This window comes from Thermosynechococcus sp. (assembly GCF_046299635.1).
Taxonomy (GTDB): domain Bacteria; phylum Cyanobacteriota; class Cyanobacteriia; order Thermosynechococcales; family Thermosynechococcaceae; genus Thermosynechococcus.
The window spans coordinates 1-19,600 of sequence record NZ_JBKBHV010000015.1 but is presented as its reverse complement, the minus strand read 5'-3'; the positions used below and the strand labels follow the sequence as shown (position 1 = coordinate 19,600).

Sequence of the window (19,600 nt, the reverse complement as noted above, 5' to 3'; positions counted from 1 at the left end):
CCTATGCTGACGCTGTTAATTGTTTTGCCCGTCATCGGTGCACTGCTGATGCCGCTGTTGCCGGAGCGATCGCTGCGTTCGGTAGCGTTGAGTACTGCCGGTGTCACCTTTGCCCTTTCCTTGGGAATGCTGACGCAGTTCGATGTCCACCAGACAACCCTGCAATTTACGGAATTTGTACCGTGGCTGTCGCCCTTGGGATTGAACTATTCCCTGGGGGTGGATGGGTTGTCTTTACCCCTGATTGTCCTAGGGACGTTCTTGACCCTTGGGGTGGTGTTTACAGGTGAAAAAAGTGCCCCTCGCCTGTTCTATGCCCTTGTCCTTCTGGCCAATGCAGGGGTTAGCGGCGCTTTGGCCGCCCAAAATCTGCTCCTGTTCGTCCTCTTCTACGAAATCGAGTTGGTGCCCTTTTATCTGCTGATCCTGATCTGGGGGGGACAACGCCGTGAACAGGCTGCCATCAAGTTCCTTATCTATACCGCAGTTTCCGGCATTTTGGTTCTTGCCGCCTTTTTGGCCATGGGCTGGCTGACCCAGGCGCCGAGCTTTGACGTTGGTGATATCCAGCTGGCCGGCTTGGCACCCACGACCCAAGCCATTCTCCTGTTGCTGTTAATCTTGGGCTTTGGGATCAAAATGCCGTTGGTGCCCCTCCACAGTTGGTTGCCCGATGCCTATGTGGAAGCCTCCACCCCGACGGCGATTCTCCTAGGAGGCGTACTGGCAAAGCTGGGCACCTATGGCTTGGTGCGTTTTGCCTTGGGCTATTTTCCAGCGGCTTGGGGGCAGTTTTCCGGCCTGCTGGCGATCGTGGCGGCGGTGGGGATTATCTATGGTGCCCTTGCGGCTATTGCCCAAAAGGATATGAAACGGATGGTGGCCTACAGTTCCATTGGCCACATGAGCTATGTCCTGCTGGCGGCAGCGGCCCATACCCCACTGAGCATGGTGGGGGCGATCGCCCAAATGATTAGCCACGGCTTGATTTTGGCGCTGCTGTTCTATCTGGTAGGGGTGATTGAAACCAAAGTGGGCACCCGGGAATTAAATGTGCTCAACGGCCTGCTAAACCCCCTGCGCGGCCTCCCCACGACCGCTGCCCTTTTAATTTTGGGCGGGATGGCCAGTGCGGGGATTCCGGGACTGATGGGGTTTGTTGCTGAATTTTTAATCTTCCAAGGTAGCTATCGCCGGTTCCCAATTCCCACCCTGATTGCCGTTGTCGGCACCGGTTTGACGGCGGTTTACTTTGTGATTTTGATTAATCGCACCTGTTTTGGTCGCCTTGACAATGCCACCGCCTACTACCCACGGGTGGTTTGGTCAGAAAAAATACCCGCCCTTGTCCTGACCCTGTTGATCCTAGTCTTGGGCATTCAGCCCACGTGGCTGGTGCGGTGGAGTGAAACCACCAGTGCCCAGATGGTTGCTGCCATACCGAGTGCCACGGAAATTGTGGCTCGTTTACCCCAATAGTTAGGAGAATCTCCTATGGTTGAAGCGATCGCCCACCCCAGTTCGGCAAAACTGCCACCGCTGGATCACCCCTTGGCCGAGATTATTTACCGCCTTGAGGCGGGGGGTGCCCTCATTCCCGACACGCCGGTAAACCTGATGAAGATCATCGGCATGTACAAAGCCTATTCGATTCCGATGGACTTCTACTGGCGGGATTTGCTCTATCTCGGCGAGCGGGTCTTCATTGATCCTTTTCCCTTCTTTAAGTACTTCCCGACCAAGGAATACTTTGATTTGCCCAACCACTATGCCGGCGATACGGCAGATCTGCGGATTTGGCGGGGTTCGGCCCATGCTCGCCCCGAACTGATGGCCTTCATCGAGAAGGGGGAAACCGGCAAGATGCCCCGCCTGCTGCACCACCTTTGGCACGATCGCATCAACATGGAGTTTTCGGAGGATCTTGCCCGCAAAATGATGTGGCACCGCATGGGAGGCGAGCTGGATCGTTACCTGGATTCTGAGGAGTACAAAGCCGCTGCCGACAAGGCCATTCGTGCCTACTTCAGACGCAACCCCCTGATGCTGGGGCTGTACAAGCTCTTTCCCGACCTCTTTTTGGAACAGACCCGCCAAGCCACCTACATGACCGTGCTGGGGCTATTTTGGGAAGTGATGGCACCGGTCTTCTTTGAGATTAGCGATCGCTACGACGAGGGCAGCATCACCAGTGTCAAGGAGGCCATGAACTTCTTGGTCAATGCAATTTTTGCTGCTGCCGGTCGCCCCATTTACCACCATGTCTATATTGATGACGAGGTGCATGTCCTTGTGCCCAAGGAAAAGGGCTTTATGTGGCTCTATGAAGCGGCCTTCCCCTATGTGGAAGCAGTCTTTTACCGCACAGCCCCCTTCCGCGGCACCAAGTCCTACAATGCCCAAGCCCATCAAATCCCCACTGATCAAGTGGACTTCCACTATGGCATTCTCTTTGCCGATAAATTCCCCGTGGGGACAGCAGGGATTCCCCCAACACTGCTGCACCAAGACATGTATCACTTCCTGCCCCAGTACCTAAGGGATTACTTCCACCAGCACTGTCGGGGTGAGGAGGATATTTTGGTGCAGTTGGGGATTGCCTTCCAACACTCGATGTACACCGTGACCTCTGCGGTTTTGCAAGCCACCCGTGCGGCCTTCTACTATCCCTTGGATGACCCCAATCCCGAGCACCTGATGGCAAACCGCCGCTTCTTTGTGGCGCAGATGGATCGCTTTATTCGCCCGCAGTACGGGATTGCCGAGGCTTGCAAGATCCGCAATGTCCAAGTTCCCAATTACCTGTAGAGCTTGAACAGGAGCTGAAGGACAGGGGGAGAGAGAAGGTGTGTCTCTTCTCCCTTTTTGCTAGGCTGGAACCAAGGTGAATTTTTGTAACGAGGTGTCATTGCTGTGGCCAAGGTTGAAATCTATACGTGGTCTCGTTGTCCCTTCTGCATTCGGGCAAAGCAACTGTTGAGGCACAAGGGGGTGCAGTTTACCGAGTACGTGATTGATGGGGATGAAGCGGCGCGGGAAGCAATGGCTCGGCGTGCCCATGGCCGGCGATCGCTCCCGCAAATTTTCATCAACAACGAGCACATTGGTGGCTGCGATGACCTCTATGCCCTAGAGGCGCAAGGAAAACTGGACGCTCTCCTGCAAGCGGCAGCCTAGCGGAATGGCCGTGGAGATTGCCTTTATCATTGACCCCATTGCCGGTCTTGACCCCGGCCACGATACCAGTGCGGCTCTCATGGAGGCAGCACAGGCAGCAGGGGCACAGGTGTGGGTGACCGAAATTTCCCAACTGCTGATCCGCGAAGGTCAGGCATGGGCTGCCCTCACCCCCATTCGGTTATCGCCGGCACAACTGGTGGCCGGGCAGTGGCACATTCCCCAACCGTGGTTTCAGGCGGGCGCAGTGGAATGGCGGCCCCTCAATACCTTTCGGGCGGTGTGGATGCGCAAGGATCCCCCCGTCAATGCCGCCTACCTCTATGCCACCTACTGTCTGGATTTAGTTGATCCCCAAACCACCCTTGTGCTCAACTCGCCGGCAGGGTTGCGCCATGCTAACGAGAAGATGTATGCCCTGCAATTCCCCAGCGTCATTCCCAAAACAATTGTGACCGGCGACAAGGAGCGGATCCGCGAATTTGTGCAGCAGCAGGGGATGGCCGTTCTCAAACCTTTGGGGGGCAAAGCGGGGGAAGGCATTCTCTTTTTGCAGGCGGGCGATCGCAACCTCAATTCAATGATTGAAATCAGTACCCAACGCGGACAACTGCCGGTGATGGTGCAAGAGTATCTCCCTGCGGCCAAGGAGGGCGACAAGCGAATTATTCTTCTCAACGGTGAACCCATTGGGGCAGTGAATCGGATTCCCACAGGGGATGAATTCCGCGGCAATATGGCAACGGGGGGACGGGTGGCCGCCGTCGAAATTACAGAGCGCGATCGCCAGATCTGTCAAACCTTAGCCCCTGCCCTGCGCCGCGATGGTCTCTATTTTGTGGGAATTGATGTCATTGGGGGCTATTTAACAGAAGTAAACGTGACCAGCCCCACCGGTGTGCGCGAGATCGATCGCCTCAACGGCACCTGCCTTGGTCAACAGGTCATGGCTTGGCTGTTGGGTTAACATTGAGTTACGCTTAGCCCTCAAAGAGTTTGACTCAAGCCGGCAGTCAAATTTTTAGCGCAACATGGTTTACAGCAAAGAACGCGCTCCCAGAAATCGCACAATCACCCTGACAGACGAAGAAAAAGCAAAATATCGCAAACGGCTCCTGCGATTAAGTCGTCCTGTGAGTTTATCAGAAATCATTAACCGCACCATCAATCAAGATATCTTTGAAGTCAGCCGGTTTCTCCCAAGTCAATTTGTTGATTTGCTCTTTATTGACCCGCCCTACAACCTAAACAAAGTATTTAACTCAATTAGCTTTAAGAAAAAGACTTTAGAGGGTTACACCAACTGGCTAGAACTCTGTTTATCTAGTCTCGAAAAGACTCTCAAGCCAACTGCATCTATTTACATTTGCTCTGATTGGGAATCCTCATATGCCGTATTTGAGGTGATTAAAGACCGTTTTCAAATCCGCAACCGAATTACATGGGAGCGCGAAAAAGGACGAGGATCTAGCAAGAATTGGAAAAATGCCTCTGAAGATATATGGTTCTGCACTGTTTCTGACGAGTACACCTTCAATGTTGAGGCCGTTAAGCTCAAGCGTAAAGTCCTCGCCCCCTACAGAGTCAACGGCAATCCCAAAGATTGGCAGGCCACAGAGGAAGGAAATTACCGCCTAACCCATCCTTCTAACCTATGGACAGACTTGACAGTGCCCTTTTGGTCAATGCCGGAAAATACAGATCATCCCACGCAAAAGCCCGAAAAGCTACTGGCTAAAGTCATTTTAGCTAGCTCCAATCCAGATGACATTGTTTTTGATCCGTTTCTCGGCTCTGGTACGACCTCTGTTGTTGCCAAGAAGCTCGGTCGGCGTTTTTTGGGAGTTGAACTGGATAAAACCTATGCCTGCCTAGCGGAGAAGCGTCTTGAAATGGCCGAAGTTGATGCCTCAATTCAGGGCTATGCAGATGGTGTGTTTTGGGAAAGAAACACATTACATCAGCACGCATGTTCTACGCAAAAGAAGTATCGGCGCCAACAACTATCTCACCAACCAGAGCTTTTTTCCCTAGGAGAAACATGAGGATCAATGCAAAAAAGACATATTTTCTATAGTGACAAGATTGGTCAGATTGAAGAGAATATTAAAGAACTCTTGAACTCACAAGAAGATTTCTTATCTACTGTAACGGTGAATAGTCCAAGAGCCGTTGGTGATGCCGTTCAGGAAATTCTTACCAATCATCTACAGATTGTTCTTGGTAAAGAAATTTGCAAAAACTATTCGGCACAGTTTGCCCGTAGAGCCATGGCCGATCTTGCTTTTGAGGATGATCAAGGATTTTACTATGTGATTGATGTGAAAACTCACAGATTGAGCACACAGTTTAATATGCCCAACCTAATCTCTGTAGAGCGCCTCGCCCGCTTTTACGAGTCAGATAAAAATGTTTTTGTAATTTTACTGATTGCCTATGATCCTAAAGGAAATAGAATTAGCGTTGAAAATGTTAAATTTTTACCGATAGAGTTTTTGGGCTGGGACTGCTTGACGATTGGGGCTTTAGGTTGGGGGCAAATCCAGATTGCGAACTCTAATGCCTTGACGATTAATTATGGCTACTCCCGTAAGCGGTGGATGCTCCAGTTGTGTGAGGCATTGGCCGAATTCTACCCCCGGGAAATGAGTAAGCTTGAGGAGCGCCTCAGGTATTTTGCAAAGGTTCGCGAGTTTTGGCTTAAGCATGGCGATTAATGGAACGATGACTACCCCGCTTTCCTCCTTGCTACTGCTTGAGTATGCCTTTGCCCTACCTAGGGCACAAAGCGCAGGAATTTTTTCTTGCCCACTTGTAGCACTTGGTTGATATACGGTTCGGGTGCGGTGAGGGTAAAGTCCACATCGGTAATTTTTTCACTGTTGAGGCGGACGCCCCCCCCTTGGATTTGCCGCCGTGCTTCGCTGCTACTGGGGCAGAGCTTGGTGTGACTGAGTACGTAGGTCAGCTTCACGGGAAACTGAAACTCCCCAAGGGAATACTCTGGAATCGACCCTGCCTGCGCCGTTTGCCCTTGGGTGACGATGGCGGCCAGTTCCGCTTGGGTTTGCAGGGCTAGCTCACGCCCGTGGTATTGAGTGACAACTTCTAGAGCCAAGGCCTTCTGGCGATCGCGGGGATTGGCGGGTAAACTATCCAATGGCAAATCCGTGAGCAACTCAATGTATTGGTTCACCAAGGCATCGGGAATTTTTTCGAGCTTAGAGTACATACTGGCCGCTGACTCCGTGAGCGCCACATAGTTGCCAAGGGACTTCGACATTTTCTGCACCCCGTCTGTCCCCACAAGGATCGGCATCAGTAGGCCAAACTGCACCGTTGGCAAGCGAAAATGACGCTGTAAATCGCGCCCCACAGCGATATTGAACTTTTGATCTGTTCCCCCCAACTCCACATCGGCAGCCACCGCCACTGAATCATAGCCCTGCATCAGTGGATAGAGAAACTCATGGAGAAAAATCGGCGTTTCCTTGGCGTAGCGTTCGGCAAACTCCTCTTTGGCCAGCATTTGGCCGACGGTCATGGTTCCCAGTAGCTCGAGGATTTTCCGCAAATCCAGTTTGGCGAGCCACTCCGAGTTATAGCGAACTTCCAGGCGACCGGGAGTCTCGAAATCCAAAATGGGCTTCACCTGTTCAAGGTAAGTTTGCACATTGGCGGCCACCTCCGCCGGCGTAAGTTGTTTGCGAACCTCCGACTTCCCGGTAGGATCGCCGATTTGAGCCGTAAAGTCACCGATAATCAGCACGGCACAGTGCCCCGCATCCTGAAACTGCCGCAGCTTGCGCAGGACAATACTGTGACCGAGGTGAATTTCGCTGCCCGTAGGATCAATGCCAAACTTAATTCGCAGTGGGCGCTCCGTTTGCCGCAAATAGACCCAGAGATTTTCTTGCGGTTTGTTGGAATCAGGGACATAGGGAAATGTTTCGACAACGCCGCGCTGGAGCCGGGCAATTGTGGCCTCAAGATCTGAAGACATCACTTGATTGGGCATTGGGTTGGGCATTTGATTTGGGCAAGGACATTTTCTGGTCTAGGATGGCTATGATAGCAATCAATTGCGATCGCGCAGCAATTTTGCCATCTCTTATTCTTATCTAGGTAAAAAATCATATACGAAACAAAAAATAATCGGCGTGAGGAAGCGACTGTCGTGTCCACCACTACCCTTGGCAAACACCCCTCCCAAACTCGCCCCCAAGATGAAAACTTCTGGCGTGGGGTACTGCGGATTGCCAACCGCACCTTCCTTGTAGGGATGACCCTTGGCTGTGCGGCTATCGGGGGTGGCTTGCTGGGCTTGGCAATTAGCTTTCGCAACCTTCCCGATGTGCGATCGCTGCGGGGCTACATTCCCAGTGAAACGACGCACATTTACGATGCCAAGGGCACACTCCTCGTGAGCCTTCACGATGAAGAAAACCGTGAAGTCGTTCCCCTCAACGAAATTTCGCCCAATTTGAAGCTGGCCGTGATGGCGATCGAAGACAGTAGCTTCTACCAGCATCGCGGCATCAACCCCATCGGCATTTCCCGTGCCTTGATGGTCAACCTGACCTCCGGCCGTACCGTACAGGGTGGCTCGACCCTGACGATGCAACTGGTGAAAAATCTCTTTCTCTCCCAAGATCGCTCCCTCAGCCGTAAGGTGGCCGAGGCCGTTCTGGCCATGCGCCTTGAGCAGATTTTCAGCAAAGATGAAATTTTAGAGATGTACCTCAATCAGGTCTATTGGGGTCACAACACCTACGGCGTGCAAACGGCAGCCCAGAGCTACTTCAAAAAAAATGCCGCAGATCTCAGCCTTGCCGAAGCCGCGATGATGGCTGGGATTATTCAAGCCCCGGAAGCCTATAGCCCCTTTGTGGATTTTCAACTGGCCAAGGAACGGCAGCAATTGGTACTGGATCGCATGGTGGAGTTGGGTTGGATTACTCCCCAAGAGGCTGCTGCCGCTGCTCAAGAACCCATCCAGCTAGGGGAGATTACCTCGTTCCAACGCAGTCGCAGCCCGTGGATTACCGATGCCGTCTTGCAGGAGCTGACCCGCCAATTTGGTCGTGAAGCCGTCATCCGTGGGGGAATGCGGGTACAAAGCAGCCTTGATGTCAAGGTGCAAAAAATGGCCGAAGAGGTGATCCAACGCGGCTATCAAACCCTACGAGCCAGTGGTGTCCGCGCCGATCAATTGGCCTTGGCAGCGGTGGATCCACGCACTCACTACGTCAAAGCCCTTGTGGGCGGTGTGGACTACAACCGCAGTCAGTTTAATCGCGCCACCCAAGCGATGCGTCAGCCGGGGTCTGCTTTTAAGCCCTTTGTCTTTTATGCCGCCTATGCCAGTGGTAAATATACTCCCGATTCGGGGATTAGCGACTCTCCTGTGCGTTACCGCGACGGCGATGGCTGGTATGTGCCCCGCAATTACGATGGCTCCTTTATGGGTGGGATGTCCATGCGCATGGCCTTAGCGCTGTCCCGCAACATCCCTGCCATTGTTCTGGGTCAGGAAGTGGGCATCGAACGGGTGATTGAAATTTGCCGTACCTTGGGCATCACCAGTCCAATACTGCCTGTTGTTTCCCTGCCGCTGGGGGCGGTAGACCTCACGCCCTTGGAAATGGCCGCGGCCTATGCCACATTTGCCAACAACGGCTGGCAATCCCCCACCACGACGATTATTCAAGTCACCGATAACAACGGCAATTTGCTCTTGGATCACACGCCGCGCCCCAAACTTGTGCTGGATCCGTGGGCAGCGGCAGCGTTGAACGATACGCTGCGGAGTGTCATCACCAGTGGGACAGGCACCGCCGCCAACATTGGCCGACCCGCCGCCGGCAAAACAGGCACCACCTCTTCGGAACGGGATATTTGGTTTGTCGGATACGTGCCACAACTGTCAACGGCCGTTTGGGCCGGCAATGACAACTATGCGCCCTTAGGGCAGGGGGCAACGGGGGGTGGCTTTATGGCACCCATTTGGCGGGATTTCATGAGTCAGGCTCTCAAGGATGTGCCCGTCGAAAACTTTACCCCGATGTCGAAGTTCCAACGACCCAAGCCTCAACGGCAAACAAATTAACTCTTCTTGGGGAGTTGCCAACCCGTTGATGCGGTGTTTATGCAGTGAGGTAGTTTACGGGTTAATTGATTGGTACGCCCTTAGATGTATTGGGTTGGGGTTGATCGTTGCAACTAATTCGCAGAAATTTCAGTAAAACTATTGTAATTATTCTCAATAAGCCGGGGTTGTTGCAAATGACACTTGTTGTCGGCTATCATGCAAACCAATACCGGCAGATCAAGCGAACCTCCTATGCCACTTTATACAGCAGCAGCCTTAAAGGCAGAACTGAATGAGAAAGGTTGGCGGTTGACGCCACAGCGAGAAACGATTCTCAATATTTTCCAAAATTTACCCAAGGGCAACCACCTAAGCGCTGAAGACCTGCACCATGAGTTGCGCAAGCAGGGTCACTCCATTAGTTTATCCACTGTTTACCGTACCGTGAAATTGATGTCACGGATGGGCATCCTGCGGGAGTTGGAACTTGCCGAGGGACACAAGCACTATGAATTAAACACAATGTCTCCGCACCATCATCATCATATGGTGTGTGTCCAATGTAACCGCACAATGGAATTCGATAACGATTCCATTCTCAAGCAGGCCTTGAAACAAACGGAGAAATACGGTCTGCAACTCATTGATTGCCAATTGACGATCTATACCATTTGCCCGGAGGCGTTGCGGCGCGGTTACCCCGGCCTGCCGGAAAACTGGGTCTGTAGTAGCGCGATCGCCCAAGGAGCAGCCTTCCCGTCTCGGGGCAAATAAGTGATGTTACGGCCGCTAGCGATCGCCCTTGTTGGGATAGCAACCTTGACCCCTAAAATCCTAGGAGTTGAGTTTCCCGATAGTCGGGTGGCCTTTGATCAGCTGCCTGTTTTTGTTGAAGCCAATACCCGCTATCCTCAAGTGTGGCTGACAAATACCACCTACAACTTTATTGTGCAGATACCGACCACCGCAGGCGAACCTCTTGCCCGTCTTGACATTCGGCAACTGCCCAGCATTGAGACCATTTACTTTTTGCCCCAACGCACCCGTGCTTTTATTGGCGATCGCCCCCATCAGCCAATTCCCTTGGGCGAGGTAACCTTTGATGGCAATTCAGCGCTGCTCAAAGTGACATTTGATCCCCCTGTGCCACCGGGGTCGTACCTGCGGGTTGAGGTTGCGCCTGTGCGCAATCCTCAGTGGGATGGGACGTATCTTTTTGCGGTGACCGCCTTTCCTCGGGGGGGCGATCGCGCCTTGGGTCAAAATATCGGCACGGGTCGCTTGCAGTTTTACCGGAATTCTAATTTTTTCTAATGTGACCATCTTTGCAACGTTACCGCCTCCCCTTCAGCCGGGCGATCGCCTTGCCGTCGCCTTTCCCAGTGGTGTTCTCCGCCAAAGGGAACCTTTTTGGCAGGGAGTGGCCTGTTGGCAAGCCCAAGGCTATGAGGTCATTGTTGATGAAGCTGCCTTTGCAGGCTGGGGCTACCTTGCCGGGTCCGATCAGCAGCGGCGCGATCGCCTGTGGCACTTATTGCAAGATGATGCTATTAAGGGTATCCTCTGTGGGCGGGGCGGATTTGGTGCAACTCGTCTCTTGGAGCAGTGGCAGTGGCCTGCGACACTACCGAAATGGCTCATTGGCTTTTCGGATATTACAGCGCTGCTGTGGAGCTATGCTGCCCAAGGCGTGGCCGGCGTCCATGGGCCGGTACTCACCACCTTAGCCGCAGAACCCCCTTGGAGTCAGCAGCGTCTTTTCGATCTGGTGCAGGGCAAACCCCTAGCGCCGCTGTGGGGAACCGGCTGGGGGGGCGGTGTGGTGCAGGGTCGCCTCTTGGTGGGGAATTTGACGGTTGCCACGCATCTACTGGCCACTCCCGATTGCCCCCCGTTGGAGAATGTGATCTTGGCCTTAGAGGATGTGGGGGAAGCCCCCTATCGCATTGACCGCATGCTGACGCAGTGGCGCCGCAGTGGAGTGTTGCATCAAATCAAGGGAATTGCCTTGGGGCGTTTTAGTTCCTGTGAAGACACAACACAACCCAATTTGCAGGTCATGGAGGTTTTGCGCGATCGCCTAGGGGATTTGGGAATTCCGATTGTCGGTGACCTGCCCTTTGGCCATGAGGGGGTGAATGCTGCTTTACCGGTGGGGGTGGCGGCTGAGCTAGATGGCGATCGCGGCTTTTTGCGGATCCTGCTGTGAGGCAAACTCAAAACCCATCTCGCCAAAGTTGGCAAAAACTAATCCCATCCATAAGCAGAAGGCGATCGCCGGCTCACGGTGAAGTGAAAATCTGAGTGATAAGATATGGGGGATTCTCTCAAGGCGCGGAAAAAGTTATGGATTTGGTGACACTAGCCGGACAGTTAAATGCCGGCACCATCTTGCCGGAAACCATCGTGATTGTGACGCTGATCGTCGTCCTCTTAGCCGATTTGATTCAGGGACGCCAAGCCGATCGCTGGACACCCTACTTGGCCATTTCCGGTTTAGGGGGGGCGATCGCCACGATGATTCCTCTGTGGGGTCAGCCCGACACCGTCAGCTTCTTTGGCAGCTTTATCTCCGATCACCTTAGCCTATTCTTCCGGGGGCTGATTGCCCTGTCAGCCTTGGGCACAATTCTCATGTCCATCCGCTATGTGGAACAAACCGGCAGTTCCCTCGGCGAATTTATGACCATCCTCTTGACGGCCACGGTGGGGGGCATGTTGGTTGCCGCTGCCCAAGAACTCATCTTCATCTTTGTGGCGCTAGAGACCTTGAGTATTGCCTCCTATTTGCTCACCGGCTACACCAAACGGGATAGTCGCTCCAATGAAGCTGCCTTGAAATATCTCCTGATTGGTGCCGCCAGTTCGGCCATTTTCCTCTACGGCTCCTCCCTGTTGTATGGCCTTTCGGGGGGGCACACCCAACTGCCGGCAATTGCCCAAGCGCTGTCCTCAGAATCCTTGGGGCTTGTCATTGCCCTTGTCTTTGTCATTGCGGGAATTAGTTTCAAAATTTCGGCGGTGCCCTTTCACCAATGGACGCCCGATGTCTATGAGGGTGCCCCTACGCCGGTGGTGGCCTTTCTCTCCGTCGGTTCCAAAGCCGCCGGGTTTGCTCTTGCCATTCGCTTTTTGACCTTGGCCTTCCCCGGTGTGACCGAGCAGTGGCAACTCATCTTTACGGTGCTGGCCATCTTGAGCATGATTCTCGGCAATGTGGTGGCCCTTGCCCAAACCAGCATGAAGCGGATGCTGGCCTACTCCTCCATCGGTCAGGCAGGGTTTGTCATGATTGGCCTAGTGGTGGGCACGGAGGCCGGTTATGCCAGTATGCTCTTTTATTTGCTGGTGTATCTCTTTATGAACCTCGGTGCCTTCACCTGTGTGATTCTCTTTTCGCTGCGCACTGGCACCGATCAGATTAGTGAGTATGCGGGGCTGTACCAGAAAGATCCCCTCCTCACCCTTGGGCTGAGCCTCTGTCTGCTTTCCTTGGGAGGGATTCCGCCCTTGGCCGGCTTCTTTGGCAAGATTTATCTTTTTTGGGCCGGCTGGCAAGCGGGAGCCTATGGGCTGGTGCTGTTGGGTCTCTTGACAAGTGTCATCTCCATTTACTACTACATCCGCGTTGTCAAGATGATGGTGGTCAAGGAACCCCATGAAATGTCCCTTGCCGTGCAAAACTACCCGCAGGTGTCGTGGTCAAGCTTTGGCATGCGGCCTTTGCAGGTGGGGCTGGTGACAATGGTGGTTGCCACCGCCTTGGCGGGTATCCTAGCCAATCCCCTCTTTAACGTCGTGAATACGGCCGTCTTGGATGTGCCCCAAGTGGCCAATCAACCGCCGATTACAGAGGTGGCCTCCCAACCCCTTCCCACAGCAGGCGAATCTTAAGGATGATTTCACGACGATCCCCGATCGCTTCCCCTAGAATCGAGGGGTAACAACAGTAACCGATAAATTAACCAAAATTACACAAACTTATACTTTTATGGTGTATGATCTGAGCAAATTATCAATTTCTCAAGCGGCGAAATGAAAGGGCGTGTCCACCCCAACCCTGCGGCAGGGGGAGGCTCCATCGGTTGAATTTTGTAGGTACCCCAAGCTCTGGGGAAATTGAAGCCTAGGGAGAAGTAAAACCCCTTGAGCGCATTGCTCTTGAGACTTCGGTGCAGCAGGAAGTGAGCAGCAAATCTAAACAATTGAGTCTATTTGACTTGACGGGAGAGATTTGTATAAGTCTTACAGAGCGGAAACCATGCTCGGACAAATCACAGTGGTGGAATTGGCACAACGCTTGGCCACAGACGCAAAGACCTTGCAGCTGATTGACGTGCGGGAGCCGGCAGAGTGGGAAATCGTCCACCTGCCTCATTTTACCCTTTTGCCCCTGAGCGCCTTTCCCCAATGGTCTCCCCAGATTCACCGGCGCTTTGATCCCGACCGGGAGACCTTGGTGCTCTGCCACCACGGTGTGCGCTCGGCACAAGTGGGTCACTGGTTGATTCGGCAGGGCTTCCGCGATGTAAAAAACATTGTCGGTGGCATTGATGCCTATGCTGTGGCGGTGGATCCAACCTTACCTCGCTATTAGTTTGAGTGCCTTAGGAGAGTTTCTATGACACTGAAAGTTGGTATTAATGGCTTTGGTCGCATTGGCCGCTTGGTGCTGCGGGCGGGTCTTGCCCACGATAATCTTGAGTTTGTCGGCATTAACGATCTGGTGCCGGCGGATAACCTAGCCTACCTCTTTAAGTACGATTCCACCCATGGCATTTATCCGGGAACCGTCAAGGCAACGGCGGAGGGGATTGAGGTGGACGGCAAGTTTATTCCCTGTACGTCCATTCGCAATCCGGCAGAACTGCCCTGGGGAGCGGTTGGGGCAGATTACGTTGTTGAGTCCACGGGATTATTTACCGGCTACGAGGGCGCCGCTCAGCATTTACAGGCCGGTGCCAAGCGGGTGGTGATCTCGGCGCCCACCAAAGATGCCGATAAGGTGAAAACCATTGTCGTCGGTGTTAATGAGGCAACCTTTGATCCGGCCGTGGATGTGATTGTCTCCAATGCCAGCTGCACCACCAATTGCTTGGCGCCGGTGGCCAAGGTTCTCCATCAAACCTTTGGGCTGGCCGAGGGCTTAATGACCACGGTGCACTCTGTTACCGCCACCCAACCCACGGTGGATGGCCCCAGTAAAAAGGATTGGCGCGGCGGCCGCGGTGCCGGCCAGAATATCATTCCGGCTTCGACAGGGGCTGCCAAGGCGGTGACCTTGGTGTTACCTGAACTTAAGGGTAAACTCACGGGGATGGCCTTTCGCGTGCCGACGCCGGATGTCTCGGTGGTGGATTTGACCTTCAAAACCGAGAAGGCTACCAGCTATGCCGAGATTTGCGCGGCTATGAAGGCGGCAGCCGAGGGGGAACTCAAGGGGATTCTCGGCTATACTGAAGAGGCGGTGGTCTCCAGTGATTTTATCGGCGATGGCCGCTCCAGTATCTTTGATGCCACGGCGGGAATTGAACTCAACCCCCACTTCTTCAAGGTGGTTGCTTGGTATGACAACGAGTGGGGCTATTCCTGTCGGGTGGTGGATTTATTAAAAATAATGGCGGCTAAGGAGGGCTTGCTCTAGCGCCCCAAGTCATGAAGGCGGTGGATCACGTCGCAGCAGTGTTGGGTCACGGCCTCTAGGGCAGCGCGATCGCCCGAAGGCGGCGGCGGAATCGGGGCACCGATGCGCACGGTAATCGGCACCGGCCGGGGGAAGGCTCCGTTTTTGAGAATCTCCTGGGTTCCCCAAAGGCACACAGGTAAAAGGGGGGCTTGAGCCTTGGCTGCAATCACCGCTGCCCCTAGTTTCGGGTCATAAATACGGCCATCCCTGGTGCGGCTGCCCTCCAAAAAGACCCCCACTGCCCAACCCTCTTCTAGGGCTTTGAGGGCGGCCTGTAGGGCACGGCGATCGCCTGTGCCCCGCTTTACGGGATAGGCGCCGTACCACCTAATCAACGTCCGAAGGATGGGAATCTGGAACAATTCCGCCTTGGCCATCCAAGCGACGGGGCGGCGCACACAGTTGGAGATGAGGGGGGGATCAAAGTAGCTGGCATGATTGGCCACCACCACCAGCGGCCCCCGCAGCGGTACCTGCTGAGCGCCGTAGATGCGCCCCCGAAAATAGGTGTGCAGCAGTGGACTCACCACCGACCACTTGAAGAGATGGTAAAGGAGCAGGCTGATCGGCGGCTCGCGATCGCGACTCACCCAAGACTCTCCAGACTAGCTATTGTGGCCACGTTGGTAACGGTCACCTCGGGGGTGGTACGTTTCACCAAGCCTGCCAAGACATTGCCGGGCCCGATTTCTAGGGCTTGGGTCACCCCTGCTGCTGCAAGGGTCTGACAGGTTTCCACCCAGCGCACCGAACCCGTCATCTGCGATCGCAACCGTGCCTTGATCAGCGCGGCATCGGTGATCGGCTCGGGTTCCACATTGTTCAACACGGGGAAAATCGCCTCTTGGAACGGGCAGGCTTCCAGCAGGGTGGCAAAGGTAGCAGCCGCCTCCGCCATCAGCGGCGAATGAAAGGCACCGCTTACCTTCAGGGGTACCGCTCGCTTCACGGTAATTTTGCTCAGGACAGCATCCACCGCTGCCGGCAGCCCCGAAATCACCACCTGCCCTGGATGGTTATCGTTGGCCAAGACCACATTGGGGGTGCTGGCGATCGCCGCTTGCAACGCCTTGCGGTCAAACCCCATCAAGGCCACCATCTTGCCCCCGCCGGCGGCATTCATCAGTTCGGCTCGTCGTTGCACTAACTTCAGTCCCGTGGTAAAGTCAAAAACCTCCGCTGCATAGAGGGCAACGTATTCACCAAGACTATGCCCTGCCACAAAGTCCGCTTTGGCACCCCGTTCCTTGAGAGCATCCACCAGCAGGCTCTCCACCAAAAACAAACTCGGCTGCGTATAGAGGGTTTGATCTAGATTGCCGATGCGGCCTGCACAGCAGTCAATGACCGACCACCCCAAAATGGCTGCTGCCTCTTCGCACCGCTCCTTAGCTGGGGAATAGGCCGTCAGCAAATCCGCCATCATTTCGGGATGTTGCGACCCTTGGCCGGGAAATAACCACGCTATCTTGGTCATCGGCATTGCTCAACTCGAACCGCAATCTACTTTACCCGATTTGGGATGTCCGTTATACTAGAAAATTGTCGAGAAAAACCTGCTCCTTTTATTTCCATAGGCTGACATGATTAAACTGCGTCTCAAACGCTACGGCAAAAAACGGAACGCCACCTATCGGATTGTGGCCATGAATAATACTGATCGCCGCGATGGGCGTGCCCTTGAAGAATTGGGCTTCTACGACCCGATCCGTGATGAAGTGCGCCTCAAAGAAGAGGCCATTAAGCGGCGTTTGGCGCAGGGGGCACAACCTACAGATACCGTGCGGCGGCTCTTTGTCAAAGCGAATCTTCTCCCCGAAACTGCCAAAAGATAGGCAATGACTGAGTCGGCTGCCCCCAACTATGCTGCCTTGATTCGCTTCCTCCTTGAACCGTTTATGGAAGCCCCAGAAACCCTACGGCTCCATGCGGAATTTTCCCCTGCCAATTCTCGCATTTGGGTACGTCTTGCCTTTGCCGGTGAGGATAAGGGGCGGGTCTATGGCCGTGGGGGTCGTAATCTTCATGCCATTCGAGCAGTGTTACAGGCTGCCGCTCAAGCTGCCGGTCAGAAGGTTTACTTGGATGTTTATGACGATGCCAAGAATGCACCCAAAACTAAAAGTCTGCCTAAAATAGATCATCAAGGGAGCGATCGCCCCCGGCGATCTCGCCGTCGTTCTTATACATCATCAAGGAGGCAAAGTTAGCGCGTGTCTGAAGTGCGTTTAGGTGAAAACGAGTCCATTGAGTCCGCTCTACGGCGATTCAAGAAAAAAATCCAAAAAGCGGGCATTCTTTCGGAAGTCAAACGGCGTGAACGTTACGAAAAACCCAGCCTGCGCCGCAAACGCAAACAGGAGGCTGCCCGCAAGCGCAATCGCTAAGCCTTGGGTATGACCGCGAGGGAAAGCCTCACCATTGACCTCCACAGCACGGAAAGTGCGATCGCCCTTGTCGGTGAGCAAGAAGCCAACCTGCGCATCTTTGCCGCCCAAACAGGGGCGACTCTTGTTTTAAGGGGACGCGACCTTTACATCACCGGCACCCCTGCCCAAATCCAGCTCTGCCAACAACTGATTCAAGACCTTGGTACTCTCTGGCGTGAGGGTCGCCCAGTGTCAGGGGTGGATATTCTCACGGTTCGCCATGCTTACGATACCCAACAGCGGGAAGCCCTCCAAGAGCTGCAACAGGATATTCTGGCTCGCACCCGTCGCGGTGACATTATTCGCGCCAAAACCTTTCGCCAGCGCCAGTATATCCAAGCGATTCGCAGCCACACGCTGACCTTTGGCATTGGACCAGCCGGCACTGGGAAAACCTTCTTGGCCACTGTCCTCGCCGTACAAGCGCTACTGTCGGGCACCTATGAGCGGTTGATTTTGACGCGGCCTGCTGTCGAAGCCGGTGAGCGGCTCGGCTTTTTGCCTGGAGACTTACAGCAAAAAATTGATCCCTATCTACGTCCCCTCTACGATGCTCTCTACGAGCTGGTGGAACCGGAGAAAATTAGCAACCTGATGGAGCGGGGGGTGATTGAAGTAGCACCCTTGGCCTATATGCGGGGGCGTACCCTGAATAATGCCTTTGTCATTCTTGATGAGGCACAGAACACCACTCCTGCCCAGATGAAAATGGTGTTGACCCGCATTGGTTTTAACTCCTGCTTGGTGGTGACCGGAGACTTGACACAAACCGATTTACCGGAACATCAAGCCTCCGGCCTCAGTGTGGCCACAAAAGTTCTCAAAGATGTTGAAGGAATCGCGTTTTGTTATCTAACCAAGGGGGATGTGATTCGCCATCCCCTTGTCGAGCGGATTATTGATGCCTACGATCGCCATGAGCAGGCTCTGCTCACTAAGCCAAAAGAGCGCGCATCTGGGCGTAGCGATCGCTCAGCCAAGGCCAATTAACCACCTGCCACCAAGCTTCTAGGTACTGATCGCGACGGTTGCGGTATGTCAAGTAGTAGGCATGCTCCCACAGATCATTGCCCAAGATCGGCAATTGCCCTTGTATCAGCGGAGAATCTTGGTTCAACGTGGTGGTAATTTCTAGATGCCCTTGGGGCGTGAGCACGAGCCAAACCCAGCCACTGCCAAAGTGCTTCAGACCCGCCTGCTGAAACTGGGTTTGAAACTCTGAGAAAGAGCCAAATGTGGCTACAATTGCTGTGGCCAAATCCCCGGTGGGTTCACCGCCGCCCTTGGGTGTCATACTTTGCCAAAAGAGGGAATGGTTGGCATGGCCGCCGCCGTGGTTGCGCACGGTCTGCTGGATGGCGGTGGGCAGTTGGCGAAGGTGGCGTAGCAGGTCTTCAATGGCTAGACTGTGCCATTGGCGGTAGGGTGTCAGTGCCTTGTTCAGTGTCTTCACATAGGCCGCATGGTGTTTGTCGTGGTGTAGATGCATCGTCTCCGCATCAATCACTGGCTCTAGGGCATCGTAGTCATAAGGCAAAGGCGGCAGGGTATAAATTTCTGATGGTTCACCTACGGCAATTGCGGGGCGCGATCCCAACCAGAGGGTAGTAGTACTGCCGACGAGGAGGCCGAGGGCTTGACGACGGGTTAGGAGCATAACGAGTACGTGAAATGTTCCTGCTTATAATCTAAGCCCCTGAGGATTATTCTTGGTACAGCAGGAGTTGTTGGGCTTGGCTGGGGGTTAGGAGTTGGCCATCCACTTCAATTTGCAGCACCTTGTCAGAGGAGGGTTGCAGTGTTGTACTGACCTCGCGGCGGTCTTTAGAACGCCACTGATTTTGCTAAAGGCGGTTCATTTCTGAGGATTGAAAGCCGGTGGTCGACGAGATGGGATTAAAGATCGGAGGCAGAGGAGTCGCCAACATGGCGAGAGGTTGACTAACAGGAGTCAATTTGTTAACAATCGCTAACTTAGGCTACTATTATGGCATACGCTCCACTTAGAAAAGCCGGCAAATTTCTAAGCTTGCCTCCAAATACATTAAGAAAGTACGCAGACAAAGGGAAGATCAACTCCATTAAAAACGAAGCGGGGCAGCGACTCTATGATGTCATCAAAGACAGTGGCAGCGGACTTACCTTCAAACGGAAAGGATTGCAAGGCTTATTGGTGCGACTTATGCATGGCGATAAGCTCACGACTGTTGTTGCCTG

The 19,600-nt window shown here is 53.8% G+C and carries 21 protein-coding genes and 1 pseudogene; 18 read left to right on the top strand and 4 right to left on the bottom strand.

Annotation, left to right across the window (positions count from 1 at the left end; all coding sequences use genetic code 11):
• The first annotated feature begins 3 nt into the window (after positions 1-3).
• The 6 genes from ACK4IR_RS07605 to ACK4IR_RS07580 all read left to right on the top strand — a co-directional run bounded on the left by ACK4IR_RS07605 (position 4) and on the right by ACK4IR_RS07580 (position 5,894).
• A complete protein-coding gene (locus ACK4IR_RS07605) occupies positions 4-1,479 on the top strand; it encodes an NADH-quinone oxidoreductase subunit M (RefSeq protein ID WP_409873782.1) in 1,476 nt (491 codons plus the stop codon).
• 15 nt (positions 1,480-1,494) lie between these two features.
• Positions 1,495-2,808, top strand: a complete 1,314-nt coding sequence (locus ACK4IR_RS07600; protein ID WP_409873781.1) for a CO2 hydration protein — start codon at positions 1,495-1,497, stop codon at positions 2,806-2,808.
• Between the two features lie 105 nt (positions 2,809-2,913).
• Positions 2,914-3,177, top strand: a complete 264-nt coding sequence (grxC, locus tag ACK4IR_RS07595; protein ID WP_409873780.1) for a glutaredoxin 3 — start codon at positions 2,914-2,916, stop codon at positions 3,175-3,177.
• A gap of 10 nt (positions 3,178-3,187) precedes the next feature.
• Positions 3,188-4,144, top strand: a complete 957-nt coding sequence (gshB, locus tag ACK4IR_RS07590) for a glutathione synthase (RefSeq protein WP_409873817.1) — start codon at positions 3,188-3,190, stop codon at positions 4,142-4,144.
• A 64-nt stretch (positions 4,145-4,208) separates the two neighbouring features.
• Positions 4,209-5,222 (top strand): DNA-methyltransferase, encoded by a 1,014-nt coding sequence (locus ACK4IR_RS07585; protein ID WP_409873779.1) that lies wholly within the window; start codon positions 4,209-4,211, stop codon positions 5,220-5,222.
• Positions 5,223-5,228: 6 nt separating this feature from the next.
• A complete protein-coding gene (locus tag ACK4IR_RS07580; protein ID WP_409873778.1) occupies positions 5,229-5,894 on the top strand; it encodes a hypothetical protein in 666 nt (221 codons plus the stop codon).
• 59 nt (positions 5,895-5,953) lie between these two features.
• Here ACK4IR_RS07580 and tyrS read toward each other — a convergent pair whose 3' ends face one another.
• Positions 5,954-7,180 carry a tyrosine--tRNA ligase gene (gene tyrS, locus ACK4IR_RS07575; protein ID WP_409873777.1) on the bottom strand — a complete coding sequence of 409 codons (1,227 nt, stop codon included), beginning with the start codon at positions 7,178-7,180 and terminating at the stop codon, positions 5,954-5,956.
• A 174-nt stretch (positions 7,181-7,354) separates the two neighbouring features.
• Here tyrS and ACK4IR_RS07570 point away from each other — a divergent pair, with 174 nt between their 5' ends.
• The 7 genes from ACK4IR_RS07570 (at position 7,355) to gap (ending at position 14,912) form a co-directional block, all read left to right on the top strand.
• Positions 7,355-9,286, top strand: coding sequence for a transglycosylase domain-containing protein (locus ACK4IR_RS07570; RefSeq protein ID WP_409873776.1), 1,932 nt, complete (start codon positions 7,355-7,357; stop codon positions 9,284-9,286).
• Between the two features lie 234 nt (positions 9,287-9,520).
• A complete protein-coding gene (locus tag ACK4IR_RS07565; RefSeq protein WP_409873775.1) occupies positions 9,521-10,042 on the top strand; it encodes a transcriptional repressor in 522 nt (173 codons plus the stop codon).
• A gap of 3 nt (positions 10,043-10,045) precedes the next feature.
• Positions 10,046-10,582, top strand: a complete 537-nt coding sequence (locus ACK4IR_RS07560; protein ID WP_409873774.1) for a DUF2808 domain-containing protein — start codon at positions 10,046-10,048, stop codon at positions 10,580-10,582.
• A gap of 1 nt (position 10,583) precedes the next feature.
• Entirely contained in the window at positions 10,584-11,477 is an 894-nt protein-coding gene (locus ACK4IR_RS07555) for an LD-carboxypeptidase (protein ID WP_409873773.1), read from the top strand.
• Between the two features lie 137 nt (positions 11,478-11,614).
• Positions 11,615-13,162: an NAD(P)H-quinone oxidoreductase subunit N gene (locus ACK4IR_RS07550; protein WP_409873772.1), complete on the top strand. Its 1,548-nt coding sequence runs from the start codon at positions 11,615-11,617 to the stop codon at positions 13,160-13,162.
• Between the two features lie 367 nt (positions 13,163-13,529).
• Complete coding sequence (locus ACK4IR_RS07545) at positions 13,530-13,865, top strand: rhodanese-like domain-containing protein (RefSeq protein ID WP_409873771.1); 336 nt, start codon at positions 13,530-13,532, stop codon at positions 13,863-13,865.
• A gap of 24 nt (positions 13,866-13,889) precedes the next feature.
• Entirely contained in the window at positions 13,890-14,912 is a 1,023-nt protein-coding gene (gap, locus tag ACK4IR_RS07540) for a type I glyceraldehyde-3-phosphate dehydrogenase (protein ID WP_409873770.1), read from the top strand.
• Here the strand turns inward: gap and ACK4IR_RS07535 are convergent.
• Positions 14,909-15,544, bottom strand: a complete 636-nt coding sequence (locus ACK4IR_RS07535; protein WP_409873769.1) for a lysophospholipid acyltransferase family protein — start codon at positions 15,542-15,544, stop codon at positions 14,909-14,911. The two genes, gap and ACK4IR_RS07535, sit on opposite strands and share 4 nt — an antisense overlap.
• Positions 15,541-16,431: an ACP S-malonyltransferase gene (fabD, locus tag ACK4IR_RS07530; protein WP_409873768.1), complete on the bottom strand. Its 891-nt coding sequence runs from the start codon at positions 16,429-16,431 to the stop codon at positions 15,541-15,543. Before fabD ends, ACK4IR_RS07535 begins: the two co-directional genes overlap by 4 nt.
• A 106-nt stretch (positions 16,432-16,537) precedes the next feature.
• Here fabD and rpsP point away from each other — a divergent pair, with 106 nt between their 5' ends.
• The 4 genes from rpsP to ACK4IR_RS07510 are packed head-to-tail and all read left to right on the top strand — an operon-like array spanning position 16,538 to position 18,373.
• A complete protein-coding gene (gene rpsP, locus ACK4IR_RS07525) occupies positions 16,538-16,789 on the top strand; it encodes a 30S ribosomal protein S16 (protein ID WP_409873767.1) in 252 nt (83 codons plus the stop codon).
• Between the two features lie 3 nt (positions 16,790-16,792).
• Entirely contained in the window at positions 16,793-17,164 is a 372-nt protein-coding gene (locus tag ACK4IR_RS07520) for a KH domain-containing protein (protein WP_409873766.1), read from the top strand.
• Positions 17,165-17,167: 3 nt separating this feature from the next.
• Complete coding sequence (gene rpsU, locus ACK4IR_RS07515; protein WP_015126245.1) at positions 17,168-17,341, top strand: 30S ribosomal protein S21; 174 nt, start codon at positions 17,168-17,170, stop codon at positions 17,339-17,341.
• A gap of 9 nt (positions 17,342-17,350) precedes the next feature.
• Positions 17,351-18,373: a PhoH family protein gene (locus ACK4IR_RS07510; protein WP_409873765.1), complete on the top strand. Its 1,023-nt coding sequence runs from the start codon at positions 17,351-17,353 to the stop codon at positions 18,371-18,373.
• Here the strand turns inward: ACK4IR_RS07510 and ACK4IR_RS07505 are convergent.
• Positions 18,318-19,040 carry a superoxide dismutase gene (locus ACK4IR_RS07505; protein WP_409873764.1) on the bottom strand — a complete coding sequence of 241 codons (723 nt, stop codon included), beginning with the start codon at positions 19,038-19,040 and terminating at the stop codon, positions 18,318-18,320. The genes ACK4IR_RS07510 and ACK4IR_RS07505 overlap by 56 nt on opposite strands.
• 330 nt (positions 19,041-19,370) lie before the next feature.
• Between ACK4IR_RS07505 and ACK4IR_RS07500 the strand changes: the two are divergent.
• Positions 19,371-19,600: pseudogene (locus ACK4IR_RS07500) on the top strand (IS607 family transposase); the annotation flags it as partial.